The following is a 25248-nucleotide window of genomic DNA, read 5'->3' as shown; positions in this document are numbered from 1 at the left end:
TCTAGCCCGCCGCCCTCGTCAGAAAATCGAAGCCGGCTTCGACCGCCTCCAGCCGGGGGCGGTCGAACTGTTCCTGCTCCAGGAACATGAGGGCGATGCCGGCGGCGCGCGCCGCGTTCAGCAGGCGCGGCCAGTCGACCACGCCCGTGCCGGCGGCGACCGAGGTCAGCCGAAGAGCGAAGCCCGGAGGCCCCTCGGGACGCACGTCCTTGAGATGCAGCAGGCGTATGCGGTCGGACCGCGCGGCGATCAGGGCGGCCGGATCCAGACCCCCCGTCACGGCCCAGCCGACGTCCAGCTCGAAATCCACCAGAGCCGGATCGGTCGCGTCCATCAGCACGTCCAGCGCCGTGGCGTCGCCCAAGGGCCGGAACTCCGGATCGTGGTTGTGATAGGCCAGCCGCACGCCGGAGACGGAGAGGTCCCGCCCGATGCGGTTCATCCTGTCGGCGAGGCGGCGCCAGTCGTCGGCGGTCATGGCCGCGCCGACGCCGGCCATCCACTCGCTCCAGCCCTGTCCGTCGGCCGCCCCCGACGCGCCGTCCGGTGGGGGAAAGGTGGGCAGGACGACGTGGGCGGCCCCCAGCGTCCGGGCGTCCCTAGCCACCGTCTCGAGATCCCCGGTCAGGGCGTCCCAGCCGACGTGCATGGCCGGCGCTTCCAGACCCGCACGGTCCAGCGCCGCGCGGAACTGCGAGGCCGTGCGACCGGCCAGACCCGCGGTCTCGACCGTCCGGAAGCCGATCGACGCGACGGCGGCGAGCGTGCCGTCGAGGTCGCGCTCGACCATGTCGCCGAGACTGAACAGCTGCAGTCCGATCACCGGGGGCACCCGACCCGGAAGGGTGGCGCAGGCCGCAAGTGCGGCGGGCGCCGCGGCCAGCACGGCCCGGCGGGAGAGGGGCGGCATCCGCTCACGCCCCCACGGCTTCGACGGAGACGTCCGCGGCGCGCAGCGCCTCGGCCAAGGCGCGCGCCCCCGCCTCTACGGCGGCCTGTTCCCGTCCGCGGACCACCAGATTGGTCCCGATCTCGCCGATCGAGCCGTGTCCGAACGGATAACTGCCGAAGCTGAGATCCCTGTTCGCGCGGGCGGCGGCGGACAGGGTTTCCGCCACGCTGCCCTCGCCCACTCCCCTCACGCGCAGGGTGCGCGAATGCACGACGGCGCCGGTGCGAAGGCGGGGGACCACGTCCTCGAGCATGGCCGTCATGATCTTCGGCACGCCGGCCATGACGAAGACGTTGCCGATCTGGAAGCCGGGGGCGTCGGTCACCGGATTGGCGATCAGGACGCCGCCCTCGGGGATTCGCGCCATGCGTCGGCGGGCGGCGTTGAAGTCGTCGCCGTATCGCTTCTGCAGGATGGCCAATGCCGCCGGATGCTCCGGCAGGGCCACGCCGAAGGCCTGCGCCGCCGCTTCGGCCGTCACGTCGTCGTGGGTCGGGCCGATGCCGCCGGTGGTGAAGACGTAGTCGTGGGCCGCGCGCAGGGCGTTCAGCGCCTCGACGATCCGCTCGACGTCGTCGCCGATCACCCGCGCCTCGATCAGGTCGACGCCGAGAGCCGACAGGAAGCGCGCGATCGTGTGGGTGTTCGTGTCCTGCGTCCGTCCGGACAGGACCTCGTCTCCGATGACCAGAACGGCGGCGGTGGGTGATGGCGTCGTCATGTCGCCTGTCTAGCCGATCCCGCGGTTGCGCGAATGTGCTATCGTGTCCACCTGCATCCCTCCGCCGCCTGACGAAGACTTCCTGAATGTACGAGACGCCCGAGCTGGACGACGACGTCCTGGTCCGCACCCACGAGATCCGTGTGCATGACACGGAGGCGTTCGAGGGCATGCGCGCGGCCGGGAAGCTGGTGGCGCAGGCGCTGGACATGATCACGGAGTTCGCGGTTCCCGGCATCACGACGCAGGAGATCGACGACCGCATCCGCGAGTTCACCCTCGACCACGGGGCCCTGCCCGCCTGCCTGGGCTACAAGGGCTATGAGAAGACCGTCTGCACCTCGATCAACCACGTCGTCTGCCACGGCATTCCCGGCGACCGGGTGCTGAAGGAAGGCGACGTCGTCAACATCGATCACACGGTGATCGTGGACGGCTGGCACGGCGACTCGAGCCGCATGTACGCGATCGGCGAGATCAACACCCGGGCGCGCAAACTGATCGACGTCACCTATGACTCGCTCGAGGCGGGGCTGGCGATGGTGAAGCCGGGGAACACCTTCGGCGACATCGGCTGGGCCATCCAGCAAGTGGTCGAGGCCAACCGCATGAGCGTCGTGCGCGACTTCTGCGGCCACGGCATCGGCCGGCTGTTCCATGACAGCCCGAACGTCCTGCACTACGGCCGGCGCGGCGAGGGCGCGGTGCTGAAGACCGGCATGTTCTTCACCATCGAGCCGATGGTGAACCTGGGCAAGCCGCACGTGAAGGTGCTGAGCGACGGCTGGACCGCCGTCACCCGCGACAAGTCGCTGTCGGCCCAGTGCGAGCACACCGTCGGCGTGACCGAGGACGGGGTCGAGCTGTTCACCGCCAGCCCCGCGGGCCTGTTCCGGCCGAAATTCTGAGCGGTTGACGCCCGGCCGGGCGGCGGGTCACCGTCGCGTGGGCTGGAGGACGTCGATCATGCGGAAATTCTGGATGCCGGCGCTGGCCGCCCTGACGCTGGCGGGGTGCGCGGGCGGCCCCGCGCTGGACGCGCGGACGGCGAACTGGTGGGAGACCACCAGGGCCCTGTCCTCGGACGAGATGGAGGGGCGCGACACCGGCTCCCCCGGTTACGACCGCGCCGCCGCCATGGTCGCGGAGCGGTTCGACGCGGCGGGGCTGAGGCCGGCGGGCGACGACGGCGGCTGGTTCCAGAACATCGCCTTCAAGGACGTGGAGGTGACGGCCGAGGGCACCAGCCTGACGGTCCTGCACGAAGACGGGACCCGCCGGCCGCTGCGCTTCCTGCACGAGATCTCGGTGGGTCCGCAGTGGGATCTGGCGGCGAGCCTCGACGCGCCGATGGTCTGGCGCGGCTGGTGCCGGCCGGAGGACATGGCCGACGTGTCCGAGAAGATCGTCGTCTGCCTGGGCGCGCGGCGCGAGGGGCAGACCACCGGCGGCGGCCGGCTGCGCGCGGCGACGGAAGCGGGCGCCGTGGCGATCGTCAACGTCGACGACATGAGCTTCACGGTCGAACCGCCGCGCTGGCCGCTGGCCTATGCCCGCAGCGTGATCCTGGCCGAAATGACCCCGGGCGCGGCGACCATCCCGTCGCTGAGGATGGCCGCGCCGACCTTCGAGGCGCTGGCCGCCGCCGCGGGCCTGGACGGCGCCGCCGTGCTGGCCGCGGGCGGGCGCAATGAGGCACTGCCGCCCTTCGAACTGAAGGCCCGCCTGCAGGCGACCTTCGCCACGCGCGAGCGCGCCTATGCCTCGGCCAACGTGCTGGGCGTGCTGCCGGGCACGGACCCGGCGCTGGCCGACCAGCCCATCCTGCTGATCGCCCACCTGGACGGCTATGGTTACGGCACGCCGGTGGACGGCGACGGCCTGTACAACGGGACGTTCGACGACGCCGCCTATGTGGCGACCCTCATGACGCTGGCCGACGAACGCGCGGGACGGGGATGGCGACGGCCAGTGATCTTCGCGGCGGTGACCGGCGAGGAGAAGGGACTGTGGGGATCGCGCTGGCTGGCGGATCACCCGACGCCCGGCGCGCCGACGCCGGTGGCCGTGCTGAACCTGGACCAGCTCCGACCCCTTTATCCGCTGACCATCCTGACCACCCTGGCGCTGGACGACTCGACCTTGGGCCAGACCGTGCGCGACGTCGCCGGGCCCATGGGCATCGAGGTGCGGCCCGACCGGGAGCCGGAGCGCGGTCTGCTGCGGCGCTCGGACCACTGGCCCTTCATGCAGAAGGGCGTGCCGGCGGTCAGCTTCCTGTTCGGCCTCGACTACGGCACCCCGGCCCACGACGCCTATCTGGACTGGTACCGCCGCCGCTATCACGCGCCGCAGGACGACCTCACCACGCCGATCGACTTCCAGGCGCAGGCGGACTTCCATACCTTCTGGTTCGCCCTGGTCGAGGCGGTCGCCGACGCCGACCAGCCGCCGCAGTGGCTGCCGGACAGCCCGAACCGGCCGCGCGGGAACTGACGTGGCCGAGGGCGTGCCCGCCAGGAAGCCCCACCACGCGGGCCACCGGGAGCGCCTGCGGGACCGCGCGCGCGGCGCGGGCGTCCACCACCTGCCGGACTATGAGCTGCTGGAGCTGTTCCTGTTCCGCAGCCAGCCGCAGGGGGACGTGAAGCCGATCGCCAAGGCCCTGCTGTCCCGGTTCGGCTCGCTGGCGGCGGTGCTGGCTGCCTCGGTCGAGGACCTGATGACCGTGCGGGCAGAGGACGCGAGGGGCCGCACCAAGGGCGTGGGCGCCGAGACGGCATTGGATCTGGCGGCCCTGCACGAGGTCGCGCGGCGCGTGGCGAAGGAGGAGGCCGGCAAGCGCGCCGTCATCTCCAGCTGGACCTCGCTGCTGGCCTATGTGCGGCTGTCGCTGCAGCATGAGCCGCGCGAGCAGTTTCGGGTGCTGTATCTGGACAACAAGAACCAGCTGATCCTGGACGAGGTGCAGAACCGGGGCACGGTCGATCACGCGCCGGTCTATCCGCGCGAGGTGATGCGGCGGGCGCTGGAGCTCTCGGCGAAGAATCTGATCATCGTGCACAACCATCCGTCCGGCGATCCGACGCCGAGCCGGGCGGACGTCGACATGACGAAGCAGGTGGTCGAGGCGGCGCGGGCGCTGGGGCTCACGGTGCACGACCATCTGGTGGTGGGGCGCGAGGGCGTGGCCAGTTTCAAGCAGTTGGGGTTGATGTGAATTCTGCATCCCGCTCATCCCGGCGAAAGCCGGGATCCAGTTCTTTTGCTTGAAGCGCAGGCGTCGGGGATCGACAGTCCGTCAACTTGGAAGCGGTCGTCGCCCAAAGCACTGGGTCCCGGCTTTCGCCGGGATGAGCGGAGATGAAAATGGCCACACGACGCGAAGCCCTGGCCGCTGGAGCTCTGATGCCTGTGGCCCCCGCCGCCCTCTCCGACCCGCCGCCCGCCGTGATGGTGTCGACCTGGGACTTCGGGCGGCAGGCCAATGCGGCGGGCCTGGAGCGTCGACGCGCCGGCGGCGCCGCGCTGGACATGGTCGAGGCGGGGGGACGGGTGGTGGAGGCGGAGGGCGGCAACGGTTCGGTCGGCCTCGGCGGAATGCCCGACCGCGACGGGCGGGTGACGCTGGACGCCTGCGTCATGGACCATGAGGGCGGCATCGGCGCCGTCGCGGCGCTGGAGGACGTGGTCCACGCCGTCTCGGTCGCGCGGCAGGTCATGGAGAGGACGCCGCACTGGATGCTGGTCGGCGCCGGGGCGCGGGAGTTCGCGGTGGCGCAGGGCTTTCCGACGCAGAGCCTGCTGACCCCGGCGGCCGAGGCGGCGTGGCGCGAGTGGCTGAAGAGCAGCGAATACGCCCCGCGCCCCAACAGCGAGAACGAGGGCTGGGCGTCGATGCCGGGGGGGCCGAACAATCACGACACCATCGGCCTGCTGGCGATCGACGGCCAGAACCGGATGGCGGGCGCCTGCACGACGTCTGGCATGGCCTTCAAGATGCGCGGGCGGGTCGGCGACAGTCCGATCGTCGGCGCGGGCCTTTACGTCGACGGAGAGGTGGGCGGCGCGACGGCGACCGGCGTGGGCGAGGACGTGGTGCGGGTGGCGGGCAGCCACGCGGTCGTCGAAGCGATGCGGCACGGGATGGATCCGACGGCCGCCTGTCGCAGCGTGATCGAGCGGCTGGCGCGTCTGCGGGGCACGAGGGTGGCCGGCAGTCAGGTGGCGCTGCTGGCCTTGGACAAGCGCGGGCGCGCGGGCGGCTTCGCCCTGCAACCCGGGTTCACCTACGCGGTGACGGACGCGACGGGCGAGACCCGGATGGAACGGGCCGGGGCGCTGTTCGCATGACGGTGCTGACGACGGCGCGGCTGACGCTGGCCCCCATGACCGAGGCCGAGTGGCCGGAGCTGTGCGCCCTTTGGTCGGACCCGGAGTTCGTGCGGCACATCTTTCCCGCGGGCCTGAGTTCCGAGGACGTCTGGACGCGTCTGCTGCGCGACGTCGGACACTGGGCGGCCGTCGGCTACGGCAACTGGGCCATGCGGCTGACCGCGACGGGCGAGTACGTGGGCAGCGTCGGCGTGCTGGACTATCGCCGCGTGGTCGATCCCCCCATCGACGTGCCCGAACTGGGCTGGGGCGTCGCGCCGCGGTTCCAGGGCCAGGGACTGGCGGGGGAAGGCGTGCGCGCCGCGCTGGACTGGTGCGACGGCGTGCTGAAGGCGCCGCGCACGGTCTGCATGATCTCGCCGGAGAACGGGCCGTCGCGGGCGCTGGCGGAGCGCGTGGGCTATGCCGAGTACGTCCGCACGACCTATCGGGGCGAGCCGGTGATCCTGCTTGAGCGGCCGCGCCCGTAGCCGCCCGTTAAGGTTTACCCGGCACCCTTGGCGGCGAAGTCCGGAGAGCGTCCGCCGCATGCCCATGTCCGCCGAAACCCTGCGCGCGCACATCGCCGAGGCGTTTCCTGACGCCGACATCCAGATCGTCGATCTGGCCGGCGACGGCGATCACTACCGCGCCCGCGTGGTGTCTCCGGCCTTCGCCGGCATGGCGCGCGTCAGACGGCACCAGGCGGTCTACGCCGCCCTGAAGGGCCAGATGGGCGGCGAGCTGCACGCGCTGGCGCTGGAAACCCTGACGCCCGAGGAGGTCTGAGCATGCGATACCGGCCTTTCGGCAACGGCGGCCAGGCGGTTTCGGCCCTGACGCTCAGCCTGTCCCAGCGCGATCTGGCGCGCGGCCCACAAGCGGGCTGCGAGCTGATCTACACGGCGCTGGAAGCGGGCATCAATTCCTACCGGCTGGAGAACGCCGACCCGGTGCTCGCCGAGGTGCTGGGCGAGGCCCTGCGACACGTCGACCGCAAGCTGGTGCAGGTGGCGATCACGCTCGGCGCCGGAGACGGACGTCGCGGATCCGAGCGCGACTTCTCCGGGGACGGCATGACCGAGGCCATGGACCGGGCGTTGCGCGTCTCCGGCCTGGGCTGGTTCGACGTGGCGATGCTGGACCAGCCGGCCGACCACGAGCTGCCGCAGACGGCGCTGAACGCGTTGAAATCCCTGCGCGCCAACCAGCGGGTACGCCTTCTGGGCGTGAGCGGCGAGGGCGAGGTGATGGACGCCTACGTTTCGACCGGCGCCTTCGACGTGCTGTCGACGCCCTATCACGTGAATTCGGAATGGCGGGTCCGCAACCGGCTGCGCACTGCGCGGGAACAGGACATGTCCGTCTTCGTCCACGGCTGGTTCCCCGAGGAATTCCAGTCGGCGAAGAGGGCGGCGCAGGTGAACCAGCCGAAGAGGACCGGGCTGTTCGGCTTCGGCGGCCCGCGGAAGGCGGACAATCCTCTGGCGGGCGCGGGCACGTTCGCCTTTCTGCACCAGACACCGGGCTGGCCCGCGGAGACGATCTGCCTCGCCTATGTCCTGACCGATCCGGGCGTCTCGAGCGCGGTCATCAGTCCGGGCAGCGCGGAACGGCTGGCGGTCGTGGCCGAGGTGCCGGACCGCGACATGCCGCCCGGACTGGCCGCCCAGATCGAGATGGCGCGCGTGGCCGGCGCGAAGGCGGCGGCCTGACCCCTATTTCTGGCGGGGACTCTCCAGGCCCTCATACGTCGTGACCAGCTCGCCCGCGCGCCGGGCCTTCAGGGCGCGACCCAGCTGTTCCGCCGCGATCCGCACCTCGGCCTGCATGCCCCGATCGCGATCCAGCGCGTCGTGGCTCGTGGCGTAGGGCTCCCAATAGCCGATGTACCGATCGATCTCCGCGTCCGGGCCGGCGGGCGTGAACTTCATGAACTTGAGCCAGTCGGAGACCGAGCGCCGCACGTTCTCCGCACCCTCCACGTCCCCATGGACCACGACCGAGAAGACGCGTCCCTGAAGATGACGGGGATAGTCCCAGCCCTTCAGCTCTTCTTCCTTCGCCTTCCTCGCGTCCTTGCCGTGGGTCAGGGTCGGGTCGGGGTTGCCGCCGTCGGCGCAGACCAGCCTGTCCATCATCAGCTTCATCGGCGAGGACACCTGGTACCAGTTGACCGGCGTGACGATGAAGACGCCATGGGCCTCCATCCACATCGGATAGATGTCGTTCATCCAGTCGTGGACCTGGCCCAGCGAATAGTTCGGGTAGCAGCTGCAGGGAAAGTGACAGAGCGCGGCCGCCGTCGAGAAGCAGGCCTTGCACGGGTGGATGTCGCGGCCGAACTCGCTGGACAGGCGCGAAAGGTCCAGGATCGTGGTCTCGATCCCGGCTTCATTCAGCGTCGTCTCGGCCAGCTGGACCAAGCGGTACGACTTGGACATCTCGCCGGGGCAGGTGTGCTCGGAGCGCGACGAGCCGTTGATCAGCAGGACGCGCAGCGGGCCGTCGGCATCCTCAAAGCGCGCGCGGGCCTGGTCGATCATCTCCTTCGCGGCGATCCAGTCGACCGACAGGTGGTAGTCCGGATCCGCGTAACCGGGGCCCGCCTTGCGCGTCACCGGCGACTTGCGCCCCTCGTCGTAGGCCTCCCACGCCACGCCGGCGATCTTCTCCAGCTCGGCCGCCAGGGCGCCGAAGGCCGGGTCGGCGAACCGGCTCAGGAATCGGGCGGTGAAGTCCTCGCGGTTCAGTCGGGGCGAGGGCATGCCCTTGCGAGGAACTGGGGTCGGCATGCGCTCTCCGGGATTGACCGCCGACAAACGCGGCCGTGACGCGCGCCGTTCCGTCGCTTGACCCCGCCGCCTCGCCTCCATACCTGAGCCACGAACCTGAAAGGCCCTGCCGTGACCGACGCTTCCGCCGACCCCGTCCACGCCTTCATCGCGAAAACCGTGGGAGACCACGACGTGGTGCTGTTCATGAAGGGCACCCCGGACGCGCCGCGCTGCGGCTTCTCGGCGCAGGCCGTGCAGATCCTCGACCACGTCGGCGCGCCGTTCGTCGGCGTGGACGTGCTGCAGGACGACGCCCTGCGCGAAGGCGTCAAGGTCTTCACCGACTGGCCGACCATCCCGCAGCTGTACGTGAAGGGCGAGTTCGTCGGCGGATCGGACATCGTGCGCGAGATGTTCCAGGCGGGGGAGCTGACCGCCCTGCTGAACGACAAGGGCGTGCCCCTCGGCGAGGCCTGACGCCGGATGCCGCGCGCGCAGCTGGAGCCGCGTCCGGACAGGGAGATCTTCGAGCTGCCGCTGGAGGTCCGGCCCGAGCACATCGACGAGAACGGGCACGTGAACAACGTGGTCTACGTCGGCTGGCTGCAGGACGCGGGCACGGCGCACTGGAACGCCCGCTTCGACGCCGAGACGCGGGCGAAGTGGTCGTGGGTCGGCACGCGGCATGAGGTCGACTATTTCCGCCCGCTGCCCCCGGACGCGACCGGGGTCAAGGCCCGCACCTGGGTGGGCGAGCCGCAGGGTCCGCGCTTCAACCGCTACGTCCGCATCGAGGACGGCGAGGGCCGGCTGTGCGCCCAGGGCGTGACGGAATGGGTGCTGGTGGACGCCGCGACCATGCGGCCGCACCGCATCCCCGCGGACATGCTTCCCGCCTTCGAGCGCGCCTGACGCGTCAGCGGGCGGCGACGTCGATGGCGTCGGGCGGACGGCGATAGGGGTTCGCGATCGTCAGGCTTTCGCCCGACTTCAGCCCCAGCTCTTCAAACGTCCAGGTCATCTCCACCGACTGCGGCCGGCCGCAGTCGTCGGGGCGCAGGCGCGACAGCACCAGCTGCGGGCCGTCGTGGCGGCGCTGGACCACGGCGCTGAGGCTTGCCTTGTCGGTGCAGCCGTTGGACGCGACCCACACCACGGCGCGGTCGCCGGAGACCGCGGCGGCGTGGACGGCCGGGTCCAGTTCGGCCGTCGGCGCCGGCTCGCCGCGATCCAGCAGGCGCGTCAGGCCGCAGCCGGACAGGGCGACGGCGGAAAGGGCAACGAGGGCGAAGCTGGCGGCGCGCATGGCGATCTCCCCGACGAGACGCTGACGTAGCGGCAACATGCCCGGATTCCGGCCCCGACGGAACCTTCGGAAACGAAAAAGGCCCCGCCGGAGCAGGGCCTTTCGCGTTCTTCGATCTGGCCGCCTTACGAAGCGTAGTATTCCACGACCAGGTTCGGCTCCATCTTCACCGGGAACGGCACGTCGGCCAGTTCCGGGACGCGGACGTAGCGGACCGAGAAACCGCGGTCGCCGATCTCCAGATAGTCCGGCACGTCGCGTTCCGACGACTGCTGGGCTTCGAGGACCAGGGCCATGTTGCGGCTCTTTTCCTTGACCTCGACGACGTCGCCGATCTTCACGGAGTAGGAGGCGATGTTCACCTTCTTGCCGTTCACGGTGACGTGGCCGTGGTTCACGAATTGGCGCGCGGCCCAGACGGTCGGCACGAACTTGGCGCGGTAGACCACGGCGTCCAGTCGGGCTTCCAGCAGGCCGATCAGGGCCTCGGCGGTGTTGCCCTTCTTGCGGGCCGCCAGCTCATAGGTCTTGGCGAACTGCTTCTCGGTGATGTTGCCGTAGTAGCCCTTCAGCTTCTGCTTGGCCTTCAGCTGCAGGCCGAAGTCCGAGACCTTGGACTTGCGGCGCTGGCCGTGCTGGCCGGGGCCGTAGCTGCGCTTGTTGACCGGGGACTTGGACCGGCCCCACAGGTTTTCACCCATGGCGCGGTCGATCTTGTACTTGGCGCTGTGGCGCTTCGACATACGTCGTCTCTCTATGCTGATGCGGCCCGGCATCCCCGGGAGTGGGAATGCGATCTCAACGGCGGTCCACGCATCGTCCGTAGTGGTCTCGCGCCGCCGACGGGGTCGGTGGCGTGAAGGCGGGGCTTATGACGGCCCCGCCCCGGTTCGTCAAGGTTGGGCGGGCGTTTCCGGGACCCAGACGAAGGTCTCGCCCTCGCGGCGCACGCGGCCCAGGCCCGGGAAGGGGAAGTGGACGGCGTAGAGGCGCAGGTTCTCGTCGGCGGCGCGGCCGAAGACGGCCTTGCGGCTGGCCTGCGCGGTCGGGGCGTCGCCGTCGAACTGGATGCGCCAGTCGGGGCGCTGCACCGAGATGACGTGATGATGCGCCATGTCGCCGATGTAGAGCAGCCGCTCGGAGCCTGAGGCGATCTCATAGCCGGTGTGGCCGGGCGTGTGTCCGTCGATGGCGTAGGCCTTGATGGAGGGCGTGACCTGCGCGTTCGCCGCGAAGGTCTCCACCTTCGGCGTGATGGCGGCGACGACGGCGGCCATGGACGCGTCCGCCTTCAGCGCGGTCCATTCGGCCTCGGTCATGCGGATGGTGGCGTTGGGAAAGGTCAGGGCCCCGTCGGCCGTGACCAGGCCGCCGACATGGTCGCCGTGGCCGTGCGAGATCAGGACGTCCGTGACCTGACCCGGCTGAACGCCGGCCGAGGCCAGCGACGCCGGAAGCTTGCCCGCGCCCGCGCCCATGCCGGCGCCCGCCCCCGCGTCGATCAGGACCACGGCGTCGCCGTCGCGCACCAGCAGCGGCTGGATCGACAGGTCGAAGCTGTCGCCCGGCAGGCCGGCGGCGGTCAGGACGGCCGCGACCTCCTCCGGCGTGCGGCCGACGCCGAGGATCTTGTTGTCGTTGGGCACGCCGGTCATGCCGCCGTCGCGCAGGGCGATGACGTCCAGCGCGCCGACCTTGAACGGCTGGACGTCGGCGCCGGCCTGGACCGCCGCAGCCGCCGTGTCGGCGCCTTCCGTCTTCTCGGCGGCGGGGGAACAGGCGGCCAGCAGGGCCGAGAGCGCCGCGGCGGCGGCGGCGAGCTTGAAATGCGCGGTCATGGATCAGCCTCCCAGGAGTTCGGGAGTCGATATGGTCAGGCTTCGGCCCGGCGCCAGACCGCCGCGGTGAAGTTTCCGCGACGGTCCGGCCCCCGCGACGTCAGGCCGCGGCGAACAGCGCGTTGACCTTGTTCCAGTTCACCACCGACCAGAAGGCCTTCAGATAGTCGGCGCGGCGGTTCTGGTATTTCAGATAATAGGCGTGCTCCCACACGTCGGCGCCCAGGACCACGGTCCCCTTCTCGTCCGCGACGTCCATCAGCGGATTGTCCTGATTGGGGGTCGAGGTGACCTTCAGCTTGCCGTCCTGGACGATCAGCCAGGCCCAGCCGGAGCCGAACTGGCCGGCGCCGGCGGCGTTGAAGTCTTCCTTAAACTTGTCGAAACCGCCCAGATCGCGGTCGATGGCGGCCTTCAGCTCCGCCGACGGTTCGCCGGTCTGACCCTCAGGCGCCAACAGCTCCCAGAACAGGCTGTGGTTCCAGTGCCCGCCGCCGTTGTTGCGCACCGCCTTGGGCAGCTTCGACGTCGTCGCGAACAGCTCTTCCAGCGACTTGCCCTGCAGGGCCGGGTCGGCGTCGACGGCCTTGTTCAGATTGTCGACGTAGGTCTGGTGATGCTTGTCGTGGTGGAAGGTCATCGTCTCCTTGTCGATGGCCGGTTCCAGCGCGTCGTAAGCGTAAGGCAGGGGCGGCAGGGTGAAGGCCATGGGAAGGCTCCGTTCTTGGGGTTCCTGAGGCGCTGCAGATAGGCGCCGGGGCTGAAAACCCAAGCGACGGCGGCCGGATTCCGTTCCGGTCAGGCCTGCGGCAGGTTGGCCTTCAGGCAGTCGCGGATGGCGCGCTTCAGGTCGCCCGGCGCGTTCGGCTCGTCCACGCCCTCGGCCGCCAGAACGGCGCGCACGGCGGCGTCCAGTCCCTGGGGCAGTGCGGCGATCACGCGCGCCTCGCCCTTCTCGTGCAGGCAGAAGCCCACCTCGCGGCACAGGGCGGCGAACATCTCGGTGTGGTCGGGTGCGGTCATCCGTCAGCCTTTAAGCCGCCGGGCGTGAAACGCCACGTGGTCGGCGATGAAGCTGGCCATGAAGAAGTAGCTGTGGTCGTAGCCAGGCTGCATCCGCAGGGTCAGTTTCTGGCCCGAGGCCCGCGCCGCTTCGACCAGCAGGTCGGGCTTCAGCTGTTCGGTCAGGAAGGGGTCGGCGTCGCCCTGGTCGACAAGGAGGTCGTCGTAGACGCCGTGGGCCGCTCCGCCTTCGATCCGCAGCGCCGCGTCGTGGCGGGACCAAGCGCGGCGGTCGTCGCCGAGATAGGCGCCCAGCGCCTTCTCGCCCCACGGGCAGCGGGTCGGACTGGAGATCGGCGCGAAGGCCGAGACCGACTGGAACAGTTCGGGATGGTTCAGCGCCAGCGTCAGCGCCCCATGCCCCCCCATTGAGTGGCCGGAGATGGAGCGGGTCTTCGTGGTGGGAAACTCCGCATCGATCAGGGCGATCAACTCGTCCGTGACGTAGGTCTCCATGCGGAAGTTCGGCGCCCACGGCGCCTGGGTGGCGTCGACGTAGAAGCCCGCCCCCTGCCCGAGGTCATAAGCCGGGTCGTCGGCCACGCCCGGGCCGCGGGGCGAAGTGTCCGGCGCGACGACGATCAAGCCATGTTCCGCGGCCGATTGGTAGGCGCCGGCCTTGGTGGTGAAATTGTCCTCGGTGCAGGTCAGGCCCGACAGCCAGATCAGCACCGGGAACGGGCCCTCGCCCGGCGGGACGAAGACCGACAGGGTCATGGGCGTGCCGGTGACGGCGCTGTCGTGCTTCAGATAGCGCAGCGTGCCGCCGTGGACGGCGTGCTGTTTGACCGTCTGCATCAGTCCTCCGGCGTCAGGGTGCGCGACACCTGACCCGTTTCATCCAGAAAGTCGATCTTCGCGGCGCCGTCGGCCGTCACGGTCATGCGCAGACGCGGTCGCCCCTCCCCGTCACGCAGGACCACGGCCGAGGCTCCGTCGGATTGCCGCCCGAAGAAGCCGCGCGGCTTGCCGCCGAACCCGGCCTCCGCATAGGCCGCCGCCTGCTGTTCCGCCGGTAGGGCCCCGATACGTTCCAGCTGGTCGAAGCCCATGCTGCCGTCAGGCCGGTCGAAGACCCGCACGCCCGACGAGCGGGCGCCGCCCATCTCATCCTCGAACAGCTGCACCACCTGATCCTGCTCATAGCGGTCGAAGGTCAGGCTCCCGGTCGAGTGGCGCACTCCATTGGTCTCACCCCCGCTCCAGATAAGGCCGCCGGTTTCGGTGCCCTCGTCGTTCATGAACAGCATGCCGGCCGTGCGGCGGTTCGGGTGCGGGTATTCCCGCCCCCGTACCGGGATGCCGGGAAACGACGCCTGATTGGAAATGACCATCCGGAGCGTCCCGTCCGGCTCGCGCACATTTATGCGTTGCACGTCGATCTGGCTGAATTCAGCCGAGCGGTCGGGGGCGGCGCCTGATACCAGGACGCCGACCATGACGGCGGTCAGCACGCCGGAATAGGCGATCAGAGCTTTCTGGGCATCGAACTTCACAACGGCGCTCCTATGTCTGCGGCCGCCGAACATAGCGCCATCGAGGACGTGCGGGGCGCTTTGAGATCGTTCAGCCCGCGTTCTGCGGGCGGTGCATGGCGCAGATCTTGTTGCCGGACGGGTCGCGCAGATACGCCAGGATCAGCTTGCCGAATGGCCCATTCCGCTCGCCCGGCGGGTCCTCGATGGCCGTGCCGCCGGAGGCTGCGCCCGCGTCGTGGAAGGCCTGGACCATCTCGGGCGTTTTGGCGTGAAAGCCGATGGTGCCGCCGTTGGCGTGACAGGCGGGCTCGCCGTCGATGGGCGTGCCGACGGCGAAGGCCCCCATGCGGGTGCGCCACCAATAGCGGCCCTTGGCGTCCGGCCCGCTGGCCGGCTCGACGCCCAGCGCGCCGAGCGCGGCGTCATAGAAGCGGCGCGACGCCTCGACGTCGTTCGCGCCGACGGTGACGTGGGTGAACATGCGATCCCTCCCGAGCAGTTCTGTCAGTTGTTTTAGCGAACTGACTGCGAGGTGCAAGAGCTCAGAGGGCGACGCCCGGATCACTCGGGTCCGGAAAGTACAGTTCGTTGCCGTCGGGATCGGTGACGATAAGCGAGCGGTATCCCCACCAGCCCTCGCGGAACGGGACGCCGCCGGCCTCGAGCGCCGCGGGCAGGGCCTTCCAGTCGTCGGCGACCAGCTCGATGAACAGCATCCCCTTGCCGACCCGGTCGGGCCGCTGGCGGCTGAAGACGATCTCGCAGTCATTGAGACTGGTCTGGGCGACGATCGAGGCCCCCTCCGCCCGTCCGGTCGGGGGCGCGGCGGGCGAGCCTTCCTGTGCGAACTTCCAGGCCTCGACGAAGCCCATGCGGCGGTAGAACTCCAGCGACGCGTCGACGTCCGTCACGAAGAGCACCGGTCGGGTGTACCACCGCCCCATCGCGCTTCTCCTAGAAGACCACCACGCTGCGGATGCTCTTGCCTTCGTGCATCAGGTCGAAGGCCTCGTTGATGCGCTCCAGCGGCAGGACATGGGTGATCATCGGGTCGATCTCGATCTTGCCGTCCATGTACCAGTCGACGATCTTCGGCGTGTCGGTGCGGCCGCGCGCGCCGCCGAATGCACTGCCCCTCCAGACGCGACCGGTGACCAGCTGGAACGGGCGGGTGGCGATCTCCTTGCCGGCCTCGGCCACGCCGATGATCACGCTCTCGCCCCAGCCGCGATGACAGGCCTCCAGCGCCTGACGCATGACGGTGGTGTTGCCCGTGCAGTCGAAGGTGTAGTCCGCGCCGCCCCCGGTCAGCTCGACCAGATGAGCGACGATGTCCGAGTGATCCCCGGGGTCCACAAAGTGGGTCATGCCGAAGCGGCGGCCCCACTCTTCCTTCGACGGATTGACGTCGACGCCGACGATCATGTCGGCTCCGACCATCTTCAGCCCCTGGATGACGTTCAGCCCGATGCCGCCCAGGCCGAACACCACGCAGTTGGCGCCCGGCTCCACCTTCGCCGTGTTGACCACCGCGCCGACGCCCGTGGTCACGCCGCAGCCGACGTAGCAGGCCTTGTCGAACGGGGCGTCCTTGCGGATCTTCGCCACCGCGATCTCGGGCAGGACGGTGTAGTTCGAGAAGGTCGAGCAGCCCATGTAGTGGGCGATCGCCTGGCCCTTGTAGCTGAAGCGGCTGGTGCCGTCGGGCATCAGACCCTTGCCCTGGGTGCCGCGGATGGCCGTGCAGAGGTTGGTCTTGCGGCTGAGGCACGACTTACACTGGCGGCATTCCGGCGTGTACAGCGGGATGACGTGATCGCCAACCGCGACCGAGGTCACGCCCGGCCCGACCTCGACGACCACGCCCGCGCCCTCGTGGCCCAGGATCGAGGGGAAGATTCCCTCCGAATCCAGACCGTCCAGGGTGTAGGCGTCGGTGTGGCAGATGCCGGTGGCCTTGATCTCGACCAGCACCTCTCCGGCGCGCGGCCCTTCCAGATCGACCTCGACGATCTCGAGCGGGCGTTTGGCCTCGAAGGCGACGGCGGCGCGGGTCTTCATGGGCGGGCTCCCCTAATCGTCGGACGCGCCGACGATTAGGGGGCATCCGCAGGGTTCGCCAGCCCTTACGACAGGACGACGATCGCCACGCGGCGGTTCTGGGCGCGGCCTTCGCGGGTCGTGTTGTCCGCGACCGGGTTGGTCTCGCCGTAGGAGATGGTCGCCATGCGGTTCAGCGGCACGCCCTGCAGGCTCAGATAGCGACGCACCGCCTCGGCGCGCTGCTCGCCCAGCTGCATGTTATAGGCCTCTTCGCCTGCCGCGTCGGTGAAGCCCTGGATCTCCAGGTAGACGTTGCGGTTCTCGGCCTTCAGGCGCTGGGCCAGCTCGCCCAGGCGGGCCTCGGCTTCCGGCGAGAGGTCGCTGGCGTCGTTCGGGAACTTCACCGAGTCGTCGGACAGGACCACTTCGTACAGGAACTTGCCTTCGGCCAGCTTGTGGGCGGCGTCGGCGCGGGCCAGGGCCTCGCCGGCGGTGCCTTCCACCCGGGTCACGCGGCCTTCGACGCCGGTGACGCGCTGGTCGACCACGGCGACGTTGTCGCGCACGAAGCGGTGGCTGGCGCAGCCGCTGACGACCAGGCCGAGAGACAGCAGGGCGCCGCCCATGAGGGCCGTGCGCAGGTTGGATCGGGTCAAGGGGAGAACTCCATCATCGCCGGCGCGCCACCTCGGCCCTCATGCGCAAGCGGGGCAGCTACCGGAGCAGGCGGGGCGACCTAATGGCGTGCTCCGGGCAATGTTTTGGCGTTTCGAACGGCGGTATGTCGTGTTTTCGGCAAGATTCGTGTCCGTTCGGAACAAACGGGCGGCGACGCGGATTGTCGCGGGCGGCGCCGCCGGGACGCGGCGGGTCAGGAAGGGCGCGGCCACGATCCTGACACGCGGCGCCGCTTCATCCACAGGCATGAGACGGCCCGCCACATCTTCGAGCGAGGGATCCGGAGCGGGGCGCTGGTCGGCGGCGCTGGCCGTCGCGGTGGGGCTGCAGGCGGCGATGATCCTCGGCCTGTCGGTGCGGCCGCCGGACACGCGGCCGGCGGAGCCCCCGGTGACGCTGATCGAGTTGATCCCGCCGGAGCCGCCGCCTCCCCCGCCCGCTCCCGATCCTGATCCTGAACCGGCGGCCGCGGGGCCGGCGGCGGAAAGCACTGACGCGGCGCCCGCGCCGGAAGCCTCCCGCGCGCCCTCGCCCGCGCCGCGTCCGCCCGTCACGGCCCGAAAGACGCCGCGTCCCCCGGCCGACGTGCCGACGCGCCCGGCGGCCCCCGAGGCCGCGCCTTCCGTCCCGGACCTCCCCGTCATCGGCGGCGCCCGGCTGGCCGGCGCGCTGCGCGCGGGGGGCCGGGGATCGGGCGAGGGCGCGGGCGGCGGCGGACCCGGCGGCGACGGCGCGGGCGGAGCCTGCGACATGGTCGGGCGACTGGAGCGGGCGCTGCGCGACGATCTGGACCTGCGCCGGGCCGTGGCGGCGACGCTGACCGCGCGCGCCGCGTCGGGACAGGCCGTGCTGGTCTGGGACGGCGACTGGCTGCAGAGCCCCGGCCAGGCGGGCAAGGGCCTGGCAGGACTGCGCCAGGCCGTGGCGGTGGAGGTCGGCTTCGCGCCGCGCGCCTGCAAGGACGAGACGGTGCGCGGTCTGGCCGTCGTCTCGCTGGACGGCACGGCGTCCGGCCCCAAGGTGGCGCTGGGTACCGGCAGCTGGCGCTGGCGGGATCTGCTGGGGCTCTGATACTCCGAGGCATGAGCACGGACGACATCGTCATCCTGACCGGCGCAGGCATATCGGCCGAGAGCGGGGTGCCGACCTTCCGCGACGCGGGCGGGCTGTGGGAGGGGCACAGGTTCGAGGACGTGGCGACGCCGGAGGCGTTCGCGCGGGATCCCGTGCTGGTCCAGCGCTTCTATGACCTGCGCCGCGCGGCCCTGCCGACGGTGCATCCGAACGCCGCGCACCGCGCGCTGGCGGAGCTGGCGGCGCGATGGCCGGGACGGCTGACGCTGGTGACGCAGAACGTCGACGACCTGCACGATCGGGCGCACGCGGAGGCGCCGCCCGGCGCGGGCTTCGAGCTGATCCACATGCACGGCGAGATCATGAAGGCGCGCTGCACCGCCTCCGGTGTCGTCATGGACTGGCCCGGCCCCATGGCGGCGCACGAGCCGTCGCCGCATCACCCGGCCGGCCGGATGCGTCCCCACGTGGTCTGGTTCGGAGAAATCCCGCTGGAGATGGACCGGATCGAGGCGGCGCTGGCGGCCTGCGGCCTGTTCGTCTCCATCGGCACCTCCGGCGCCGTCTGGCCGGCCGCCGGCTTCGTGCGCGCCGCGCGGGCGGCGGGCGCGCGGACGGTGGAGATCAATCTCGAACCGTCGATGGGCACGCACCTGTTCGACGAATCCCGCCTCGGCCCGGCGTCGGTCGAAGTCCCGCGATGGGTGGACGAGCTGCTCAGTCCTCCGCAGGGGGCGCGGGCATGAGGTTTCCGTACGGGGCGGCGTCGTCCAGCGCACGCTGAAACGACGGCCGCGCCTTCAGCCGCGCGTGCCACGCCCGCAGCCTCGGCCGGTCGCCGAACGGAACCAGTCTGCGGGCATAGGTCATGAGCGGCGCGGCGCCGCAATCGGCCAGGGAGAAGGTCTCGCCGGCGCCCCATTCGCGGCCGTCGGACAGGCGGTCCTCCAGCCAGTCCCAGGCGCGCGCCAGCTCGGCCTCGTCCTGTTCCATCGCCACCGGGTTCGGGGTTCCCGCCCGGCCCAGCCGGTTGAAGACGATCCGGTTCATCGGCCCGCCCACATAGGTGTCGACGATCCGGTCGATCAGCCGCGCCTCCAGCGCCGCGTCCGGGTCGGCGGGGATCAGACGGCCGCCGCCGGCGTGGCGATCCATCCACTCGATCACGATGCTGGATTCAAAGACGGTCCGACCCTCGGAGTCGACAAGCACCGGCATCTTTCCGAAGGGCGACAGCCGGCCGAACTCCGCCATGAGGTCCGCGTCCGCGTGGTCCAGCACCCGAAGGGTGAATGGCACGCCCAGCTCATAGGCGGCGGTCGACGCCTTCTGACCGTAGCCGGCGTAGGGATGAAGCCAGAGGGTGAAGCTCACGGGTTCGCCTCCAGTTCGCGGGCCAGGTTCTCCAGCATCTCGGCGCAGCCCTCCTTGCGCAGGGGCACGTGGGCGCCGCCGTCGTCGCCGTAGTAGGCGCCCTGTTCGGTGTAGATCAGCCGCGTGCCGTCGCCGTCCGGAAGCAGTTCAACGGTCGCCAGCGAGGCCGACTCCCGCCGGTGCTCCCCGCCCAGCTCCCGGCCCATGACGTAGGCCAGGACGATGCGGCTGTTTTCCACCAGATCGAGGAAGACCGTCTCGTTGAAGCCGACCGGAGTCTCCGGCCCGCCGAAGCGATAGCGGCCGCCGCCGTGCGCGCCGACCCGAAGGTCATGAGCCCAGTCGAGAATGGTCGCGCCGGGGCTCTCCACGAACCAGCGCCGGAAGGCGACCGGATCCGACCACGCGCGGAAGACGCGCGGGGGCGAGGCGTCGTAGCGGCGTTCCAGCGTGAACATGCCGTGGGCCAGTCGGTCGGTCATTCGCGGGGCTCCGTTTCGGGTTTCGTCGCGTCGAGGAAGGCGCCGAGGCGATCCAGCCGGCCTTCCATCGCCAAGCGCCGCTCGGCGATCCAGCGTTCGGCGGCGGACAGGGCGTGCGTATCCACGCGGCACGTGCGCACCCGCCCCACCTTCTCCGAGGTCACCAGGCCTGCGTCCTGCAGCACCTTCAGATGCTGGACCACGGCCGACATGGACATGGGCAGGGGTTCGGCCAGATCGCTGACCGAGGCCGGGCCGAGGGTCAGGCGCTCGACCATCCGGCGACGGGTCGGGTCCGACAGGGCATGGAAGGCCAGATCCAGAGGCTGATGTTGAAGCATTCACTTAAGTATCAAGCCGGCCGGAGGGGCGCAACCCCCCGTTAAGCGACGCGGCGCAGCCTTCGCCTCACAGGCAACCGGATGGCCGTCATGTCCACGATCCAGACCCAGAGCTACCGCCGCACCCGCGACCATTTCGAGCCGCAGGACATCGATCCGCAGGAGCAGCGGCGGCTGCGGGGGCAGCTCGAACAGATCGACTACTCCGCCTTCGTGGCCAACCGCGAGGTCGTCGGACAGGCCCTTCAGGGGGTGGAGCCCGCGACCTTCCAGAGGCTGGCGGTGCTGACCGCGACCGCCCGGGCGAGATGGGTCGCCGAAGCCCTGCGCCAGTCGGAATCGGGCGCGCCGTCCACGCCCGACCAGATCGCGCGGCTGACGTCCGCTCGCGCGGCCTATGAGGAGCTGGCCGAGGCCTATGAGGGCCTGCGGCGTATGGTCGAGCGCGGCTACGTCACGCTGAAGGCCTGACGCCGGTCAGCGCGGGCGCGTGACGATGGTCTCCCCGTCGGTGCGCGGCGTCGGATCGGCGGGCGGCGGCTCCGCCGGCGGCTGGCGCGTCGGCTCGATCAGGGGCGCCGTCTCGATGACCGGCGCGGGCGGCGGCGAGGGCGTCGCCGCGGCGGGCGTCTCCGGCTCGACCGGGGCGGCCTCCGGCGGGACCGTCGCCCGCACGGGCGCAGGCGTCGCGGTCCGCTCTTCGGCTGGGGGCCGGCTCGCCGCCGACGCCGTCGCGACGGGCTGAACGACCGGATCGACGATTTCGGGCGCCGTCCCGGCGGGCGTCGCGGCGACCGGCGCACCGGCCCCGGGCAGGGCGACCGGGGACGCGGGCGCCGGCGCCTCGGGCGCGCGCGGGATCAGAAGCCAGACGGCGACGCCCGCCGCCAGAACGGCCGCCGCGGCGCCGCCGATCAGGACCGGACGGGAAGGGCCGGGCCGCCGGGCCGTCTGTGCGAAGCCGGGAACGACGATCGCTTCACCCGGGGCGTCGGGCACGACCGGCGGGGGCGTCGGGGCGGGCGCCGACGTGGCCTTCGCGGCGGGAGCCGGGGCGGCCCGGGGCAGGTCGGGCGCCGAAGTGGGCGGCAAGGGGCGCACCGTCAGGTCCGGCGACGGCGTCGGCTTGGGTGGGGTCTCGGGCGCCGGCGTCGGGGTCGGCGCGGCGGCGGGGCGCGCCTGGGGCACCAGCGAGTCGCGGAACAGGTTCACCGGTCGCGACGGCGCCGGCCGCGCGGGCTGCGGCCGGGGCGGCTGCGGGATCGGCTCCAGTCTCTGCCCGCCCGGCAGCGGGCCGGCCCGGAACACGGGCGCGGCGGAACGGCGCCAGTCGATGGGCGCGGGGGAAGGCGGGCGACGCTCGTCGTCGGACATTCGGGCTCACTCGGGCGGGACGCGTACTGAAGCGCGCGACCGTGCCGCCCGATCCCGACGATTTCTTGGCGGCGGCCGGCCCTAGTTCTTCAGGCGCCAGCCGGTCCTGAAGATCCAGCCGACGAAGGCCAGCAGCACGAAGAAGAAGATCAGGGTCGCGCCGAGGCTGATCGCCACCGGCACGTCGCCGACGCCGAAGAAGGCCCAGCGGAAGCCGCTGATCAGGTAGACCACCGGATTGAACAGGCTGACGGTCTGCCAGGCCGGGGGCAGCATGTCGATCGAGTAGAAGGCGCCGCCCAGGAACGTCAGCGGCGTCACCACCAGCATAGGGATGAAGTTCAGCTGCTCGAAGCTCTGCGCCCAGACGCCGATGATGAAGCCGAACAGGCTGAAGGTGGCCGAGATCAGGATCAGGAAGGCCAGCATCCAGAAGGGGTGCAGGATCTGCAGCGGCACGAACAGCGCCGCCGTGGCCAGGATCACCAGACCAAGGATGACCGACTTGGTGGCCGCCGCACCGACGTAGGCGAGCACCGTCTCGAGCGGCGAGATGGGCGCCGACAGCAGTTCGTAGATCGTGCCGGTGAACTTCGGAAAATAGATGCCGAAGCTGCCGTTGAAGATGGAGTTGGTGAACAGGCTGAGCATGATCAGCCCGGGCACGATGAAGGCGCCGTAGGGCACCTCCGACACGCCGCCCATGCGGCTGCCGATGGCCGAGCCGAAGACGACGAAATACAGCGCCGTCGTCACTACGGGCGTGATGATCGACTGCCACAGGGTGCGGAAGGTCCGCGCCATCTCGAAGCGATAGATGGCCCAGACGCCGTGACCGTTGAACGCCATCACGCCGCCTCCCTCGACTGGTGGACCAGACCGACGAAGATGTCTTCCAGGCTCGATTGTTTCGTCGACAGGTCCTTGAAGCCGACGCCCAGGTCCGACAGGCGGCGCATGAGGGACGGCACGCCGGTCTTCTCCGCATTGGAGTCGAAGACGTATTCCAGCTCGGTCCCGTCCGCGTTCAGCGCCAGCGTCCATTCCGCCAGTTCGGGCGGCAGGGCGGTGAGGGGCTCCTGCAGCTGCAGCGTCAGCGTCTTGCGGCCCAGCTTCTTCATCAGGGCGGTCTTCTCCTCGACCAGCACCAGACGGCCCTTCAGGATGACGCCCACCCGATCGGCCATCTCCTCGGCCTCCTCGATGTAGTGGGTGGTCAGAATGATGGTCACGCCGCGCTCGCGCAGGCGGCGCACCATGGCCCACATGTCCTTGCGCAGCTCCACGTCCACGCCGGCCGTCGGCTCGTCGAGGAACAGGATGTCGGGCTCGTGCGACAGCGCCTTGGCGATCATGACCCGGCGCTTCATGCCCCCGGACAGGGTCATGATCTTCGCGTCCTTCTTGTCCCAGAGGGACAGATCCTTCAGCAGCTGTTCGATGAACGGCTTGTTCGGCGCCTTGCCGAACAGGCCGCGGCTGAGGGTGACGGTGGCCCACACGGTCTCGAAGGCGTCGGTGGTCAGCTCTTGCGGCACCAGGCCGATGGCCGAGCGGGCCTTGCGATAGTCCTTGCGGATGTCGTGGCCGGCGGCGGTGACCGAGCCCTCGCTGGACGTGACGATGCCGCAGACGATCGAGATCATCGTCGTCTTGCCCGCGCCGTTCGGTCCCAGCAGGGCGAAGATCTCGCCCTTCTCGATCGACAGGTCGACGGCGTCCAGCGCCTTCAGCCCGGACTTGTAGGTCTTGGTCAGACCCCGGATTTCGATGACGCCGGCCATGGCCCCTCCCCGCGCGGTCCCGAGCAGATATGCCACGCCGGATGTTCCGCAAGGGCAAGCGGAGCGGTTGTCCGCCGCGCGCGTTTCGACGCCGCCATGACGATGATCCCCCTGCCCGTCCGCTCGCGCCTCGCCCGTCTCGGCGCCTGGTCGCGCAGGCGCGTTCCGTTCCTGGCCCGGACGCCCGAGCTGAAGCACTGGATCGAGTGGGCGGCACGGGTCGGTTTCGGCGCGCGGGGGTTCGTCTACCTGTCGGTCGGCGTGCTGACGCTGCTGGGCGTGTTCGGGGTGGGCGAGGCCGTCGGAACCGGCGGGGCACTGGCCTGGCTGGTCACCCGTCCGTTCGGGCGGCTGTGGCTGCTGCTGGTGATCCTTGGTCTCGCCGCCTTCGTCATGTGGCGCCTGATGCAGGCGGTGTTCGACGCCGATCACGAGGGCAAAGACCGGAAAGGCCTGATGGCGCGGATGGGCCAGCTGTTCAGCGCGCTCGGCTACTCGGCCATGGCCCTCGGCGCGTCGGGCCTGCTGTTCGACAAGCCGGAGGATGCGGAAGCCGAGGCGGTCGTCGCCAGCCGTCAGACCGCAGAAACGGTCATGTCCCTGCCCTGGGGCGACTGGCTGCTGGCGGCCGGCGGCCTGGCCATCCTAGGCATCGGCGTCGCCAACGTCACGCGGGCCTGGCGCGAGGACTTCACCCAGCATCTCGCCTGCTCCGAAAGCCTGTGCCGCAAGGTCGCCCCGCTGGCACGCTGGGGCTACATGGCCCGAGGTCTGGCCTACCTGCCCCTCGGCGCGATCGTCGTTCTGGCCGGCCTCCACGCCCAACCCTCGGACGTGACGAGTCTGGGCGCGGCGCTGGAAGCGGTGGAGCGGCAGCCGGCGGGGCCCTGGGCGTTGTCGGCCATGGCTCTGGGCCTGATCGCCTTCGGGGCCTTCTCGTTCGTGGAGGCCCGCTGGCGCCGCATCCGCCCGCCGCGTGAGGTGCTTTGACGCGCGTCCGGCCGGGAACCGTGGCCGTAGCTCGCCGCTGAACCGGAAACGGAGTGGACCATGCGCCTGAACGCCCTCGCCGCCGCCGCCGCCGCGCTCGCCCTGTCGGCCTGCGTCACCGCACCCTCGCCGTCCGAGTACCGCGCGCCCCAGCCGACGAAGCCCGTCGACGCGGAGCGGCTGTGGTCGGGTCGCTGGCTGGAAATCGCGCGCACCCCGATGTCGATCACCGACGGCTGCGTGGCCGGCGCCTCGAACTATCGGCTGACCGCGCCGACGCGGGTCGAGGTTCGAGACACCTGTCAGGTCGACACGCCGACCGGCCGCGAAAAGGCGGTCGACGGCGCCGGCCAGATCCTCGATCCGGGCACCAACGCCAAACTGCGCGTGAAATACTTCTGGGGTTTCGTGACCTGGGACTATTGGGTGCTGGACCGGGCCGACGACTATTCGTGGTTCATCGCCACCAGCCCCACGCTGGACAAGGCCTTCATCTACACCCGCGAGGTCCCCTCGACCGCCGAGCGCGACGGCCTCGTCCGCCGTCTGGGCGAACTGGGCTATGATGTGAGCCGGCTGGAGTTTCCCGAAACCCTGTGA

The 25248-nt window shown here is 70.4% G+C and carries 34 protein-coding genes; 14 read left to right on the top strand and 20 right to left on the bottom strand.

The genetic code is table 11. The features are described from left to right. Nucleotide 1 precedes the first annotated feature (1 nt). Nucleotides 2-910, bottom strand: coding sequence for a sugar phosphate isomerase/epimerase family protein (locus EFJ44_RS04180; protein ID WP_125255904.1), 909 nt, complete (start codon nucleotides 908-910; stop codon nucleotides 2-4). 4 nt (nucleotides 911-914) lie between these two features. Beyond that, nucleotides 915-1673 (bottom strand): competence/damage-inducible protein A, encoded by a 759-nt coding sequence (locus EFJ44_RS04175; protein WP_125255903.1) that lies wholly within the window; start codon nucleotides 1671-1673, stop codon nucleotides 915-917. A gap of 86 nt (nucleotides 1674-1759) precedes the next feature. Between EFJ44_RS04175 and map the strand changes: the two genes are divergently transcribed. The 7 genes from map (at nucleotide 1760) to EFJ44_RS04140 (ending at nucleotide 7762) form a co-directional block, all read left to right on the top strand. Beyond that, the gene (map, locus tag EFJ44_RS04170) at nucleotides 1760-2581 is read left to right on the top strand and encodes a type I methionyl aminopeptidase (RefSeq protein WP_125255902.1); all 822 of its coding nucleotides are present in this window, start codon (nucleotides 1760-1762) and stop codon (nucleotides 2579-2581) included. Between the two features lie 58 nt (nucleotides 2582-2639). After that, nucleotides 2640-4169, top strand: a complete 1530-nt coding sequence (locus EFJ44_RS04165) for a M28 family peptidase (protein WP_125255901.1) — start codon at nucleotides 2640-2642, stop codon at nucleotides 4167-4169. Between the two features lies 1 nt (nucleotide 4170). Next, on the top strand, nucleotides 4171-4893 hold the full coding sequence (radC, locus tag EFJ44_RS04160; RefSeq protein ID WP_125255900.1) for a RadC family protein: 723 nt from the start codon (nucleotides 4171-4173) through the stop codon (nucleotides 4891-4893). Between the two features lie 149 nt (nucleotides 4894-5042). Continuing rightward, nucleotides 5043-6026 carry a glycosylasparaginase gene (locus EFJ44_RS04155; protein ID WP_241209669.1) on the top strand — a complete coding sequence of 328 codons (984 nt, stop codon included), beginning with the start codon at nucleotides 5043-5045 and terminating at the stop codon, nucleotides 6024-6026. Continuing rightward, nucleotides 6023-6538, top strand: a complete 516-nt coding sequence (locus EFJ44_RS04150; protein WP_125255899.1) for a GNAT family N-acetyltransferase — start codon at nucleotides 6023-6025, stop codon at nucleotides 6536-6538. The genes EFJ44_RS04155 and EFJ44_RS04150 overlap by 4 nt, the downstream gene beginning before the upstream one ends. A 58-nt stretch (nucleotides 6539-6596) precedes the next feature. Continuing rightward, complete coding sequence (locus EFJ44_RS04145; protein ID WP_125255898.1) at nucleotides 6597-6836, top strand: BolA family protein; 240 nt, start codon at nucleotides 6597-6599, stop codon at nucleotides 6834-6836. A 2-nt stretch (nucleotides 6837-6838) separates the two neighbouring features. Beyond that, entirely contained in the window at nucleotides 6839-7762 is a 924-nt protein-coding gene (locus tag EFJ44_RS04140; protein WP_125255897.1) for an aldo/keto reductase, read from the top strand. Nucleotides 7763-7765: 3 nt separating this feature from the next. On the opposite strand, the gene EFJ44_RS04135 is transcribed toward EFJ44_RS04140, so the two are convergent. Further along, on the bottom strand, nucleotides 7766-8842 hold the full coding sequence (locus EFJ44_RS04135; protein ID WP_125255896.1) for a flavodoxin family protein: 1077 nt from the start codon (nucleotides 8840-8842) through the stop codon (nucleotides 7766-7768). Nucleotides 8843-8953: 111 nt separating this feature from the next. Here EFJ44_RS04135 and grxD point away from each other — a divergent pair, with 111 nt between their 5' ends. Further along, entirely contained in the window at nucleotides 8954-9301 is a 348-nt protein-coding gene (gene grxD, locus EFJ44_RS04130; protein ID WP_125255895.1) for a Grx4 family monothiol glutaredoxin, read from the top strand. A gap of 6 nt (nucleotides 9302-9307) precedes the next feature. Then, a complete protein-coding gene (locus tag EFJ44_RS04125; RefSeq protein WP_125255894.1) occupies nucleotides 9308-9736 on the top strand; it encodes an acyl-CoA thioesterase in 429 nt (142 codons plus the stop codon). A 4-nt stretch (nucleotides 9737-9740) separates the two neighbouring features. On the opposite strand, the gene EFJ44_RS04120 is transcribed toward EFJ44_RS04125, so the two are convergent. The 11 genes from EFJ44_RS04120 to EFJ44_RS04070 form a co-directional block, all read right to left on the bottom strand. Further along, entirely contained in the window at nucleotides 9741-10169 is a 429-nt protein-coding gene (locus tag EFJ44_RS04120) for a hypothetical protein (protein ID WP_125255893.1), read from the bottom strand. 86 nt (nucleotides 10170-10255) lie between these two features. Then, on the bottom strand, nucleotides 10256-10873 hold the full coding sequence (gene rpsD / locus EFJ44_RS04115) for a 30S ribosomal protein S4 (RefSeq protein ID WP_125255892.1): 618 nt from the start codon (nucleotides 10871-10873) through the stop codon (nucleotides 10256-10258). Nucleotides 10874-11023: 150 nt separating this feature from the next. Further along, nucleotides 11024-11968 carry an MBL fold metallo-hydrolase gene (locus tag EFJ44_RS04110; RefSeq protein WP_125255891.1) on the bottom strand — a complete coding sequence of 315 codons (945 nt, stop codon included), beginning with the start codon at nucleotides 11966-11968 and terminating at the stop codon, nucleotides 11024-11026. Between the two features lie 100 nt (nucleotides 11969-12068). Further along, nucleotides 12069-12677, bottom strand: a complete 609-nt coding sequence (locus tag EFJ44_RS04105) for a superoxide dismutase (RefSeq protein ID WP_125255890.1) — start codon at nucleotides 12675-12677, stop codon at nucleotides 12069-12071. Between the two features lie 89 nt (nucleotides 12678-12766). Further along, nucleotides 12767-12991, bottom strand: coding sequence for a hypothetical protein (locus tag EFJ44_RS04100; protein ID WP_125255889.1), 225 nt, complete (start codon nucleotides 12989-12991; stop codon nucleotides 12767-12769). Between the two features lie 3 nt (nucleotides 12992-12994). Then, nucleotides 12995-13828 carry an S-formylglutathione hydrolase gene (gene fghA, locus EFJ44_RS04095; protein WP_125255888.1) on the bottom strand — a complete coding sequence of 278 codons (834 nt, stop codon included), beginning with the start codon at nucleotides 13826-13828 and terminating at the stop codon, nucleotides 12995-12997. Further along, nucleotides 13828-14526: a hypothetical protein gene (locus tag EFJ44_RS04090; RefSeq protein ID WP_206426857.1), complete on the bottom strand. Its 699-nt coding sequence runs from the start codon at nucleotides 14524-14526 to the stop codon at nucleotides 13828-13830. The genes fghA and EFJ44_RS04090 overlap by 1 nt, the downstream gene beginning before the upstream one ends. A 70-nt stretch (nucleotides 14527-14596) precedes the next feature. Continuing rightward, nucleotides 14597-14989 carry a VOC family protein gene (locus EFJ44_RS04085; RefSeq protein ID WP_125255887.1) on the bottom strand — a complete coding sequence of 131 codons (393 nt, stop codon included), beginning with the start codon at nucleotides 14987-14989 and terminating at the stop codon, nucleotides 14597-14599. A gap of 61 nt (nucleotides 14990-15050) precedes the next feature. After that, nucleotides 15051-15452: a VOC family protein gene (locus EFJ44_RS04080; RefSeq protein WP_125255886.1), complete on the bottom strand. Its 402-nt coding sequence runs from the start codon at nucleotides 15450-15452 to the stop codon at nucleotides 15051-15053. A gap of 10 nt (nucleotides 15453-15462) precedes the next feature. After that, nucleotides 15463-16569, bottom strand: a complete 1107-nt coding sequence (locus tag EFJ44_RS04075; RefSeq protein ID WP_125255885.1) for an S-(hydroxymethyl)glutathione dehydrogenase/class III alcohol dehydrogenase — start codon at nucleotides 16567-16569, stop codon at nucleotides 15463-15465. A gap of 65 nt (nucleotides 16570-16634) precedes the next feature. After that, nucleotides 16635-17207 (bottom strand): OmpA family protein, encoded by a 573-nt coding sequence (locus EFJ44_RS04070; protein WP_125255884.1) that lies wholly within the window; start codon nucleotides 17205-17207, stop codon nucleotides 16635-16637. A gap of 268 nt (nucleotides 17208-17475) precedes the next feature. Between EFJ44_RS04070 and EFJ44_RS04065 the strand changes: the two genes are divergently transcribed. Beyond that, the gene (locus EFJ44_RS04065) at nucleotides 17476-18300 is read left to right on the top strand and encodes a hypothetical protein (RefSeq protein WP_125255883.1); all 825 of its coding nucleotides are present in this window, start codon (nucleotides 17476-17478) and stop codon (nucleotides 18298-18300) included. An 11-nt stretch (nucleotides 18301-18311) separates the two neighbouring features. Next, a complete protein-coding gene (locus EFJ44_RS04060; protein WP_125255882.1) occupies nucleotides 18312-19049 on the top strand; it encodes an NAD-dependent deacylase in 738 nt (245 codons plus the stop codon). Here the strand turns inward: EFJ44_RS04060 and EFJ44_RS04055 are convergent. From EFJ44_RS04055 to EFJ44_RS04045, 3 genes are read right to left on the bottom strand one after another with little or no spacing between them, the layout of a single operon-like run. Beyond that, complete coding sequence (locus EFJ44_RS04055) at nucleotides 19021-19677, bottom strand: glutathione S-transferase family protein (protein ID WP_125255881.1); 657 nt, start codon at nucleotides 19675-19677, stop codon at nucleotides 19021-19023. The genes EFJ44_RS04060 and EFJ44_RS04055 overlap by 29 nt on opposite strands. Then, on the bottom strand, nucleotides 19674-20159 hold the full coding sequence (locus EFJ44_RS04050; RefSeq protein ID WP_125255880.1) for an SRPBCC family protein: 486 nt from the start codon (nucleotides 20157-20159) through the stop codon (nucleotides 19674-19676). Before EFJ44_RS04050 ends, EFJ44_RS04055 begins: the two co-directional genes overlap by 4 nt. Then, nucleotides 20156-20500: an ArsR/SmtB family transcription factor gene (locus EFJ44_RS04045; RefSeq protein ID WP_125255879.1), complete on the bottom strand. Its 345-nt coding sequence runs from the start codon at nucleotides 20498-20500 to the stop codon at nucleotides 20156-20158. Before EFJ44_RS04045 ends, EFJ44_RS04050 begins: the two co-directional genes overlap by 4 nt. A gap of 90 nt (nucleotides 20501-20590) precedes the next feature. Between EFJ44_RS04045 and EFJ44_RS04040 the strand changes: the two genes are divergently transcribed. Then, nucleotides 20591-20971 (top strand): hypothetical protein, encoded by a 381-nt coding sequence (locus EFJ44_RS04040; protein ID WP_125255878.1) that lies wholly within the window; start codon nucleotides 20591-20593, stop codon nucleotides 20969-20971. 6 nt (nucleotides 20972-20977) lie between these two features. On the opposite strand, the gene EFJ44_RS04035 is transcribed toward EFJ44_RS04040, so the two are convergent. The 3 genes from EFJ44_RS04035 to EFJ44_RS04025 form a co-directional block, all read right to left on the bottom strand. Continuing rightward, nucleotides 20978-21874, bottom strand: a complete 897-nt coding sequence (locus tag EFJ44_RS04035) for a hypothetical protein (RefSeq protein ID WP_125255877.1) — start codon at nucleotides 21872-21874, stop codon at nucleotides 20978-20980. 81 nt (nucleotides 21875-21955) lie between these two features. Beyond that, nucleotides 21956-22723 carry an ABC transporter permease gene (locus tag EFJ44_RS04030; protein ID WP_125255876.1) on the bottom strand — a complete coding sequence of 256 codons (768 nt, stop codon included), beginning with the start codon at nucleotides 22721-22723 and terminating at the stop codon, nucleotides 21956-21958. Then, nucleotides 22723-23658, bottom strand: a complete 936-nt coding sequence (locus tag EFJ44_RS04025) for an ABC transporter ATP-binding protein (RefSeq protein ID WP_125255875.1) — start codon at nucleotides 23656-23658, stop codon at nucleotides 22723-22725. Before EFJ44_RS04025 ends, EFJ44_RS04030 begins: the two co-directional genes overlap by 1 nt. A gap of 96 nt (nucleotides 23659-23754) precedes the next feature. Between EFJ44_RS04025 and EFJ44_RS04020 the strand changes: the two genes are divergently transcribed. Both EFJ44_RS04020 and EFJ44_RS04015 read left to right on the top strand, forming a co-directional pair. After that, a complete protein-coding gene (locus tag EFJ44_RS04020) occupies nucleotides 23755-24648 on the top strand; it encodes a DUF1206 domain-containing protein (RefSeq protein ID WP_206426856.1) in 894 nt (297 codons plus the stop codon). A gap of 60 nt (nucleotides 24649-24708) precedes the next feature. Beyond that, a complete protein-coding gene (locus EFJ44_RS04015) occupies nucleotides 24709-25248 on the top strand; it encodes a lipocalin family protein (RefSeq protein ID WP_125255874.1) in 540 nt (179 codons plus the stop codon).

It is taken from the genome of Brevundimonas fluminis, assembly GCF_003934285.1.
Lineage (GTDB): Bacteria > Pseudomonadota > Alphaproteobacteria > Caulobacterales > Caulobacteraceae > Brevundimonas > Brevundimonas fluminis.
Note: the sequence above shows the minus strand (reverse complement) of the source record. Positions and strands in the feature narration are given on the sequence as shown.

Excerpts from the sequence above, each read along its gene's own strand:
- EFJ44_RS04180 (WP_125255904.1), bottom strand. The coding sequence starts at position 910 with ATGCCGCCCCTCTCCCGCCGGGCCGTGCTGGCCGCGGCGCCCGCCGCA.
- EFJ44_RS04175 (WP_125255903.1), bottom strand. The coding sequence starts at position 1,673 with ATGACGACGCCATCACCCACCGCCGCCGTTCTGGTCATCGGAGACGAG.
- map (WP_125255902.1), top strand. The coding sequence starts at position 1,760 with ATGTACGAGACGCCCGAGCTGGACGACGACGTCCTGGTCCGCACCCAC.
- EFJ44_RS04165 (WP_125255901.1), top strand. The coding sequence starts at position 2,640 with ATGCGGAAATTCTGGATGCCGGCGCTGGCCGCCCTGACGCTGGCGGGG.
- EFJ44_RS04155 (WP_241209669.1), top strand. The coding sequence starts at position 5,043 with ATGGCCACACGACGCGAAGCCCTGGCCGCTGGAGCTCTGATGCCTGTG.
- EFJ44_RS04150 (WP_125255899.1), top strand. The coding sequence starts at position 6,023 with ATGACGGTGCTGACGACGGCGCGGCTGACGCTGGCCCCCATGACCGAG.
- EFJ44_RS04145 (WP_125255898.1), top strand. The coding sequence starts at position 6,597 with ATGCCCATGTCCGCCGAAACCCTGCGCGCGCACATCGCCGAGGCGTTT.
- EFJ44_RS04140 (WP_125255897.1), top strand. The coding sequence starts at position 6,839 with ATGCGATACCGGCCTTTCGGCAACGGCGGCCAGGCGGTTTCGGCCCTG.
- EFJ44_RS04135 (WP_125255896.1), bottom strand. The coding sequence starts at position 8,842 with ATGCCGACCCCAGTTCCTCGCAAGGGCATGCCCTCGCCCCGACTGAAC.
- EFJ44_RS04125 (WP_125255894.1), top strand. The coding sequence starts at position 9,308 with ATGCCGCGCGCGCAGCTGGAGCCGCGTCCGGACAGGGAGATCTTCGAG.
- EFJ44_RS04120 (WP_125255893.1), bottom strand. The coding sequence starts at position 10,169 with ATGTTGCCGCTACGTCAGCGTCTCGTCGGGGAGATCGCCATGCGCGCC.
- rpsD (WP_125255892.1), bottom strand. The coding sequence starts at position 10,873 with ATGTCGAAGCGCCACAGCGCCAAGTACAAGATCGACCGCGCCATGGGT.
- EFJ44_RS04110 (WP_125255891.1), bottom strand. The coding sequence starts at position 11,968 with ATGACCGCGCATTTCAAGCTCGCCGCCGCCGCCGCGGCGCTCTCGGCC.
- EFJ44_RS04105 (WP_125255890.1), bottom strand. The coding sequence starts at position 12,677 with ATGGCCTTCACCCTGCCGCCCCTGCCTTACGCTTACGACGCGCTGGAA.
- EFJ44_RS04100 (WP_125255889.1), bottom strand. The coding sequence starts at position 12,991 with ATGACCGCACCCGACCACACCGAGATGTTCGCCGCCCTGTGCCGCGAG.
- fghA (WP_125255888.1), bottom strand. The coding sequence starts at position 13,828 with ATGCAGACGGTCAAACAGCACGCCGTCCACGGCGGCACGCTGCGCTAT.
- EFJ44_RS04085 (WP_125255887.1), bottom strand. The coding sequence starts at position 14,989 with ATGTTCACCCACGTCACCGTCGGCGCGAACGACGTCGAGGCGTCGCGC.
- EFJ44_RS04080 (WP_125255886.1), bottom strand. The coding sequence starts at position 15,452 with ATGGGGCGGTGGTACACCCGACCGGTGCTCTTCGTGACGGACGTCGAC.
- EFJ44_RS04075 (WP_125255885.1), bottom strand. The coding sequence starts at position 16,569 with ATGAAGACCCGCGCCGCCGTCGCCTTCGAGGCCAAACGCCCGCTCGAG.
- EFJ44_RS04065 (WP_125255883.1), top strand. The coding sequence starts at position 17,476 with ATGAGACGGCCCGCCACATCTTCGAGCGAGGGATCCGGAGCGGGGCGC.
- EFJ44_RS04060 (WP_125255882.1), top strand. The coding sequence starts at position 18,312 with ATGAGCACGGACGACATCGTCATCCTGACCGGCGCAGGCATATCGGCC.
- EFJ44_RS04050 (WP_125255880.1), bottom strand. The coding sequence starts at position 20,159 with ATGACCGACCGACTGGCCCACGGCATGTTCACGCTGGAACGCCGCTAC.
- EFJ44_RS04045 (WP_125255879.1), bottom strand. The coding sequence starts at position 20,500 with ATGCTTCAACATCAGCCTCTGGATCTGGCCTTCCATGCCCTGTCGGAC.
- EFJ44_RS04040 (WP_125255878.1), top strand. The coding sequence starts at position 20,591 with ATGTCCACGATCCAGACCCAGAGCTACCGCCGCACCCGCGACCATTTC.
- EFJ44_RS04035 (WP_125255877.1), bottom strand. The coding sequence starts at position 21,874 with ATGTCCGACGACGAGCGTCGCCCGCCTTCCCCCGCGCCCATCGACTGG.
- EFJ44_RS04030 (WP_125255876.1), bottom strand. The coding sequence starts at position 22,723 with ATGGCGTTCAACGGTCACGGCGTCTGGGCCATCTATCGCTTCGAGATG.
- EFJ44_RS04025 (WP_125255875.1), bottom strand. The coding sequence starts at position 23,658 with ATGGCCGGCGTCATCGAAATCCGGGGTCTGACCAAGACCTACAAGTCC.
- EFJ44_RS04020 (WP_206426856.1), top strand. The coding sequence starts at position 23,755 with ATGACGATGATCCCCCTGCCCGTCCGCTCGCGCCTCGCCCGTCTCGGC.
- EFJ44_RS04015 (WP_125255874.1), top strand. The coding sequence starts at position 24,709 with ATGCGCCTGAACGCCCTCGCCGCCGCCGCCGCCGCGCTCGCCCTGTCG.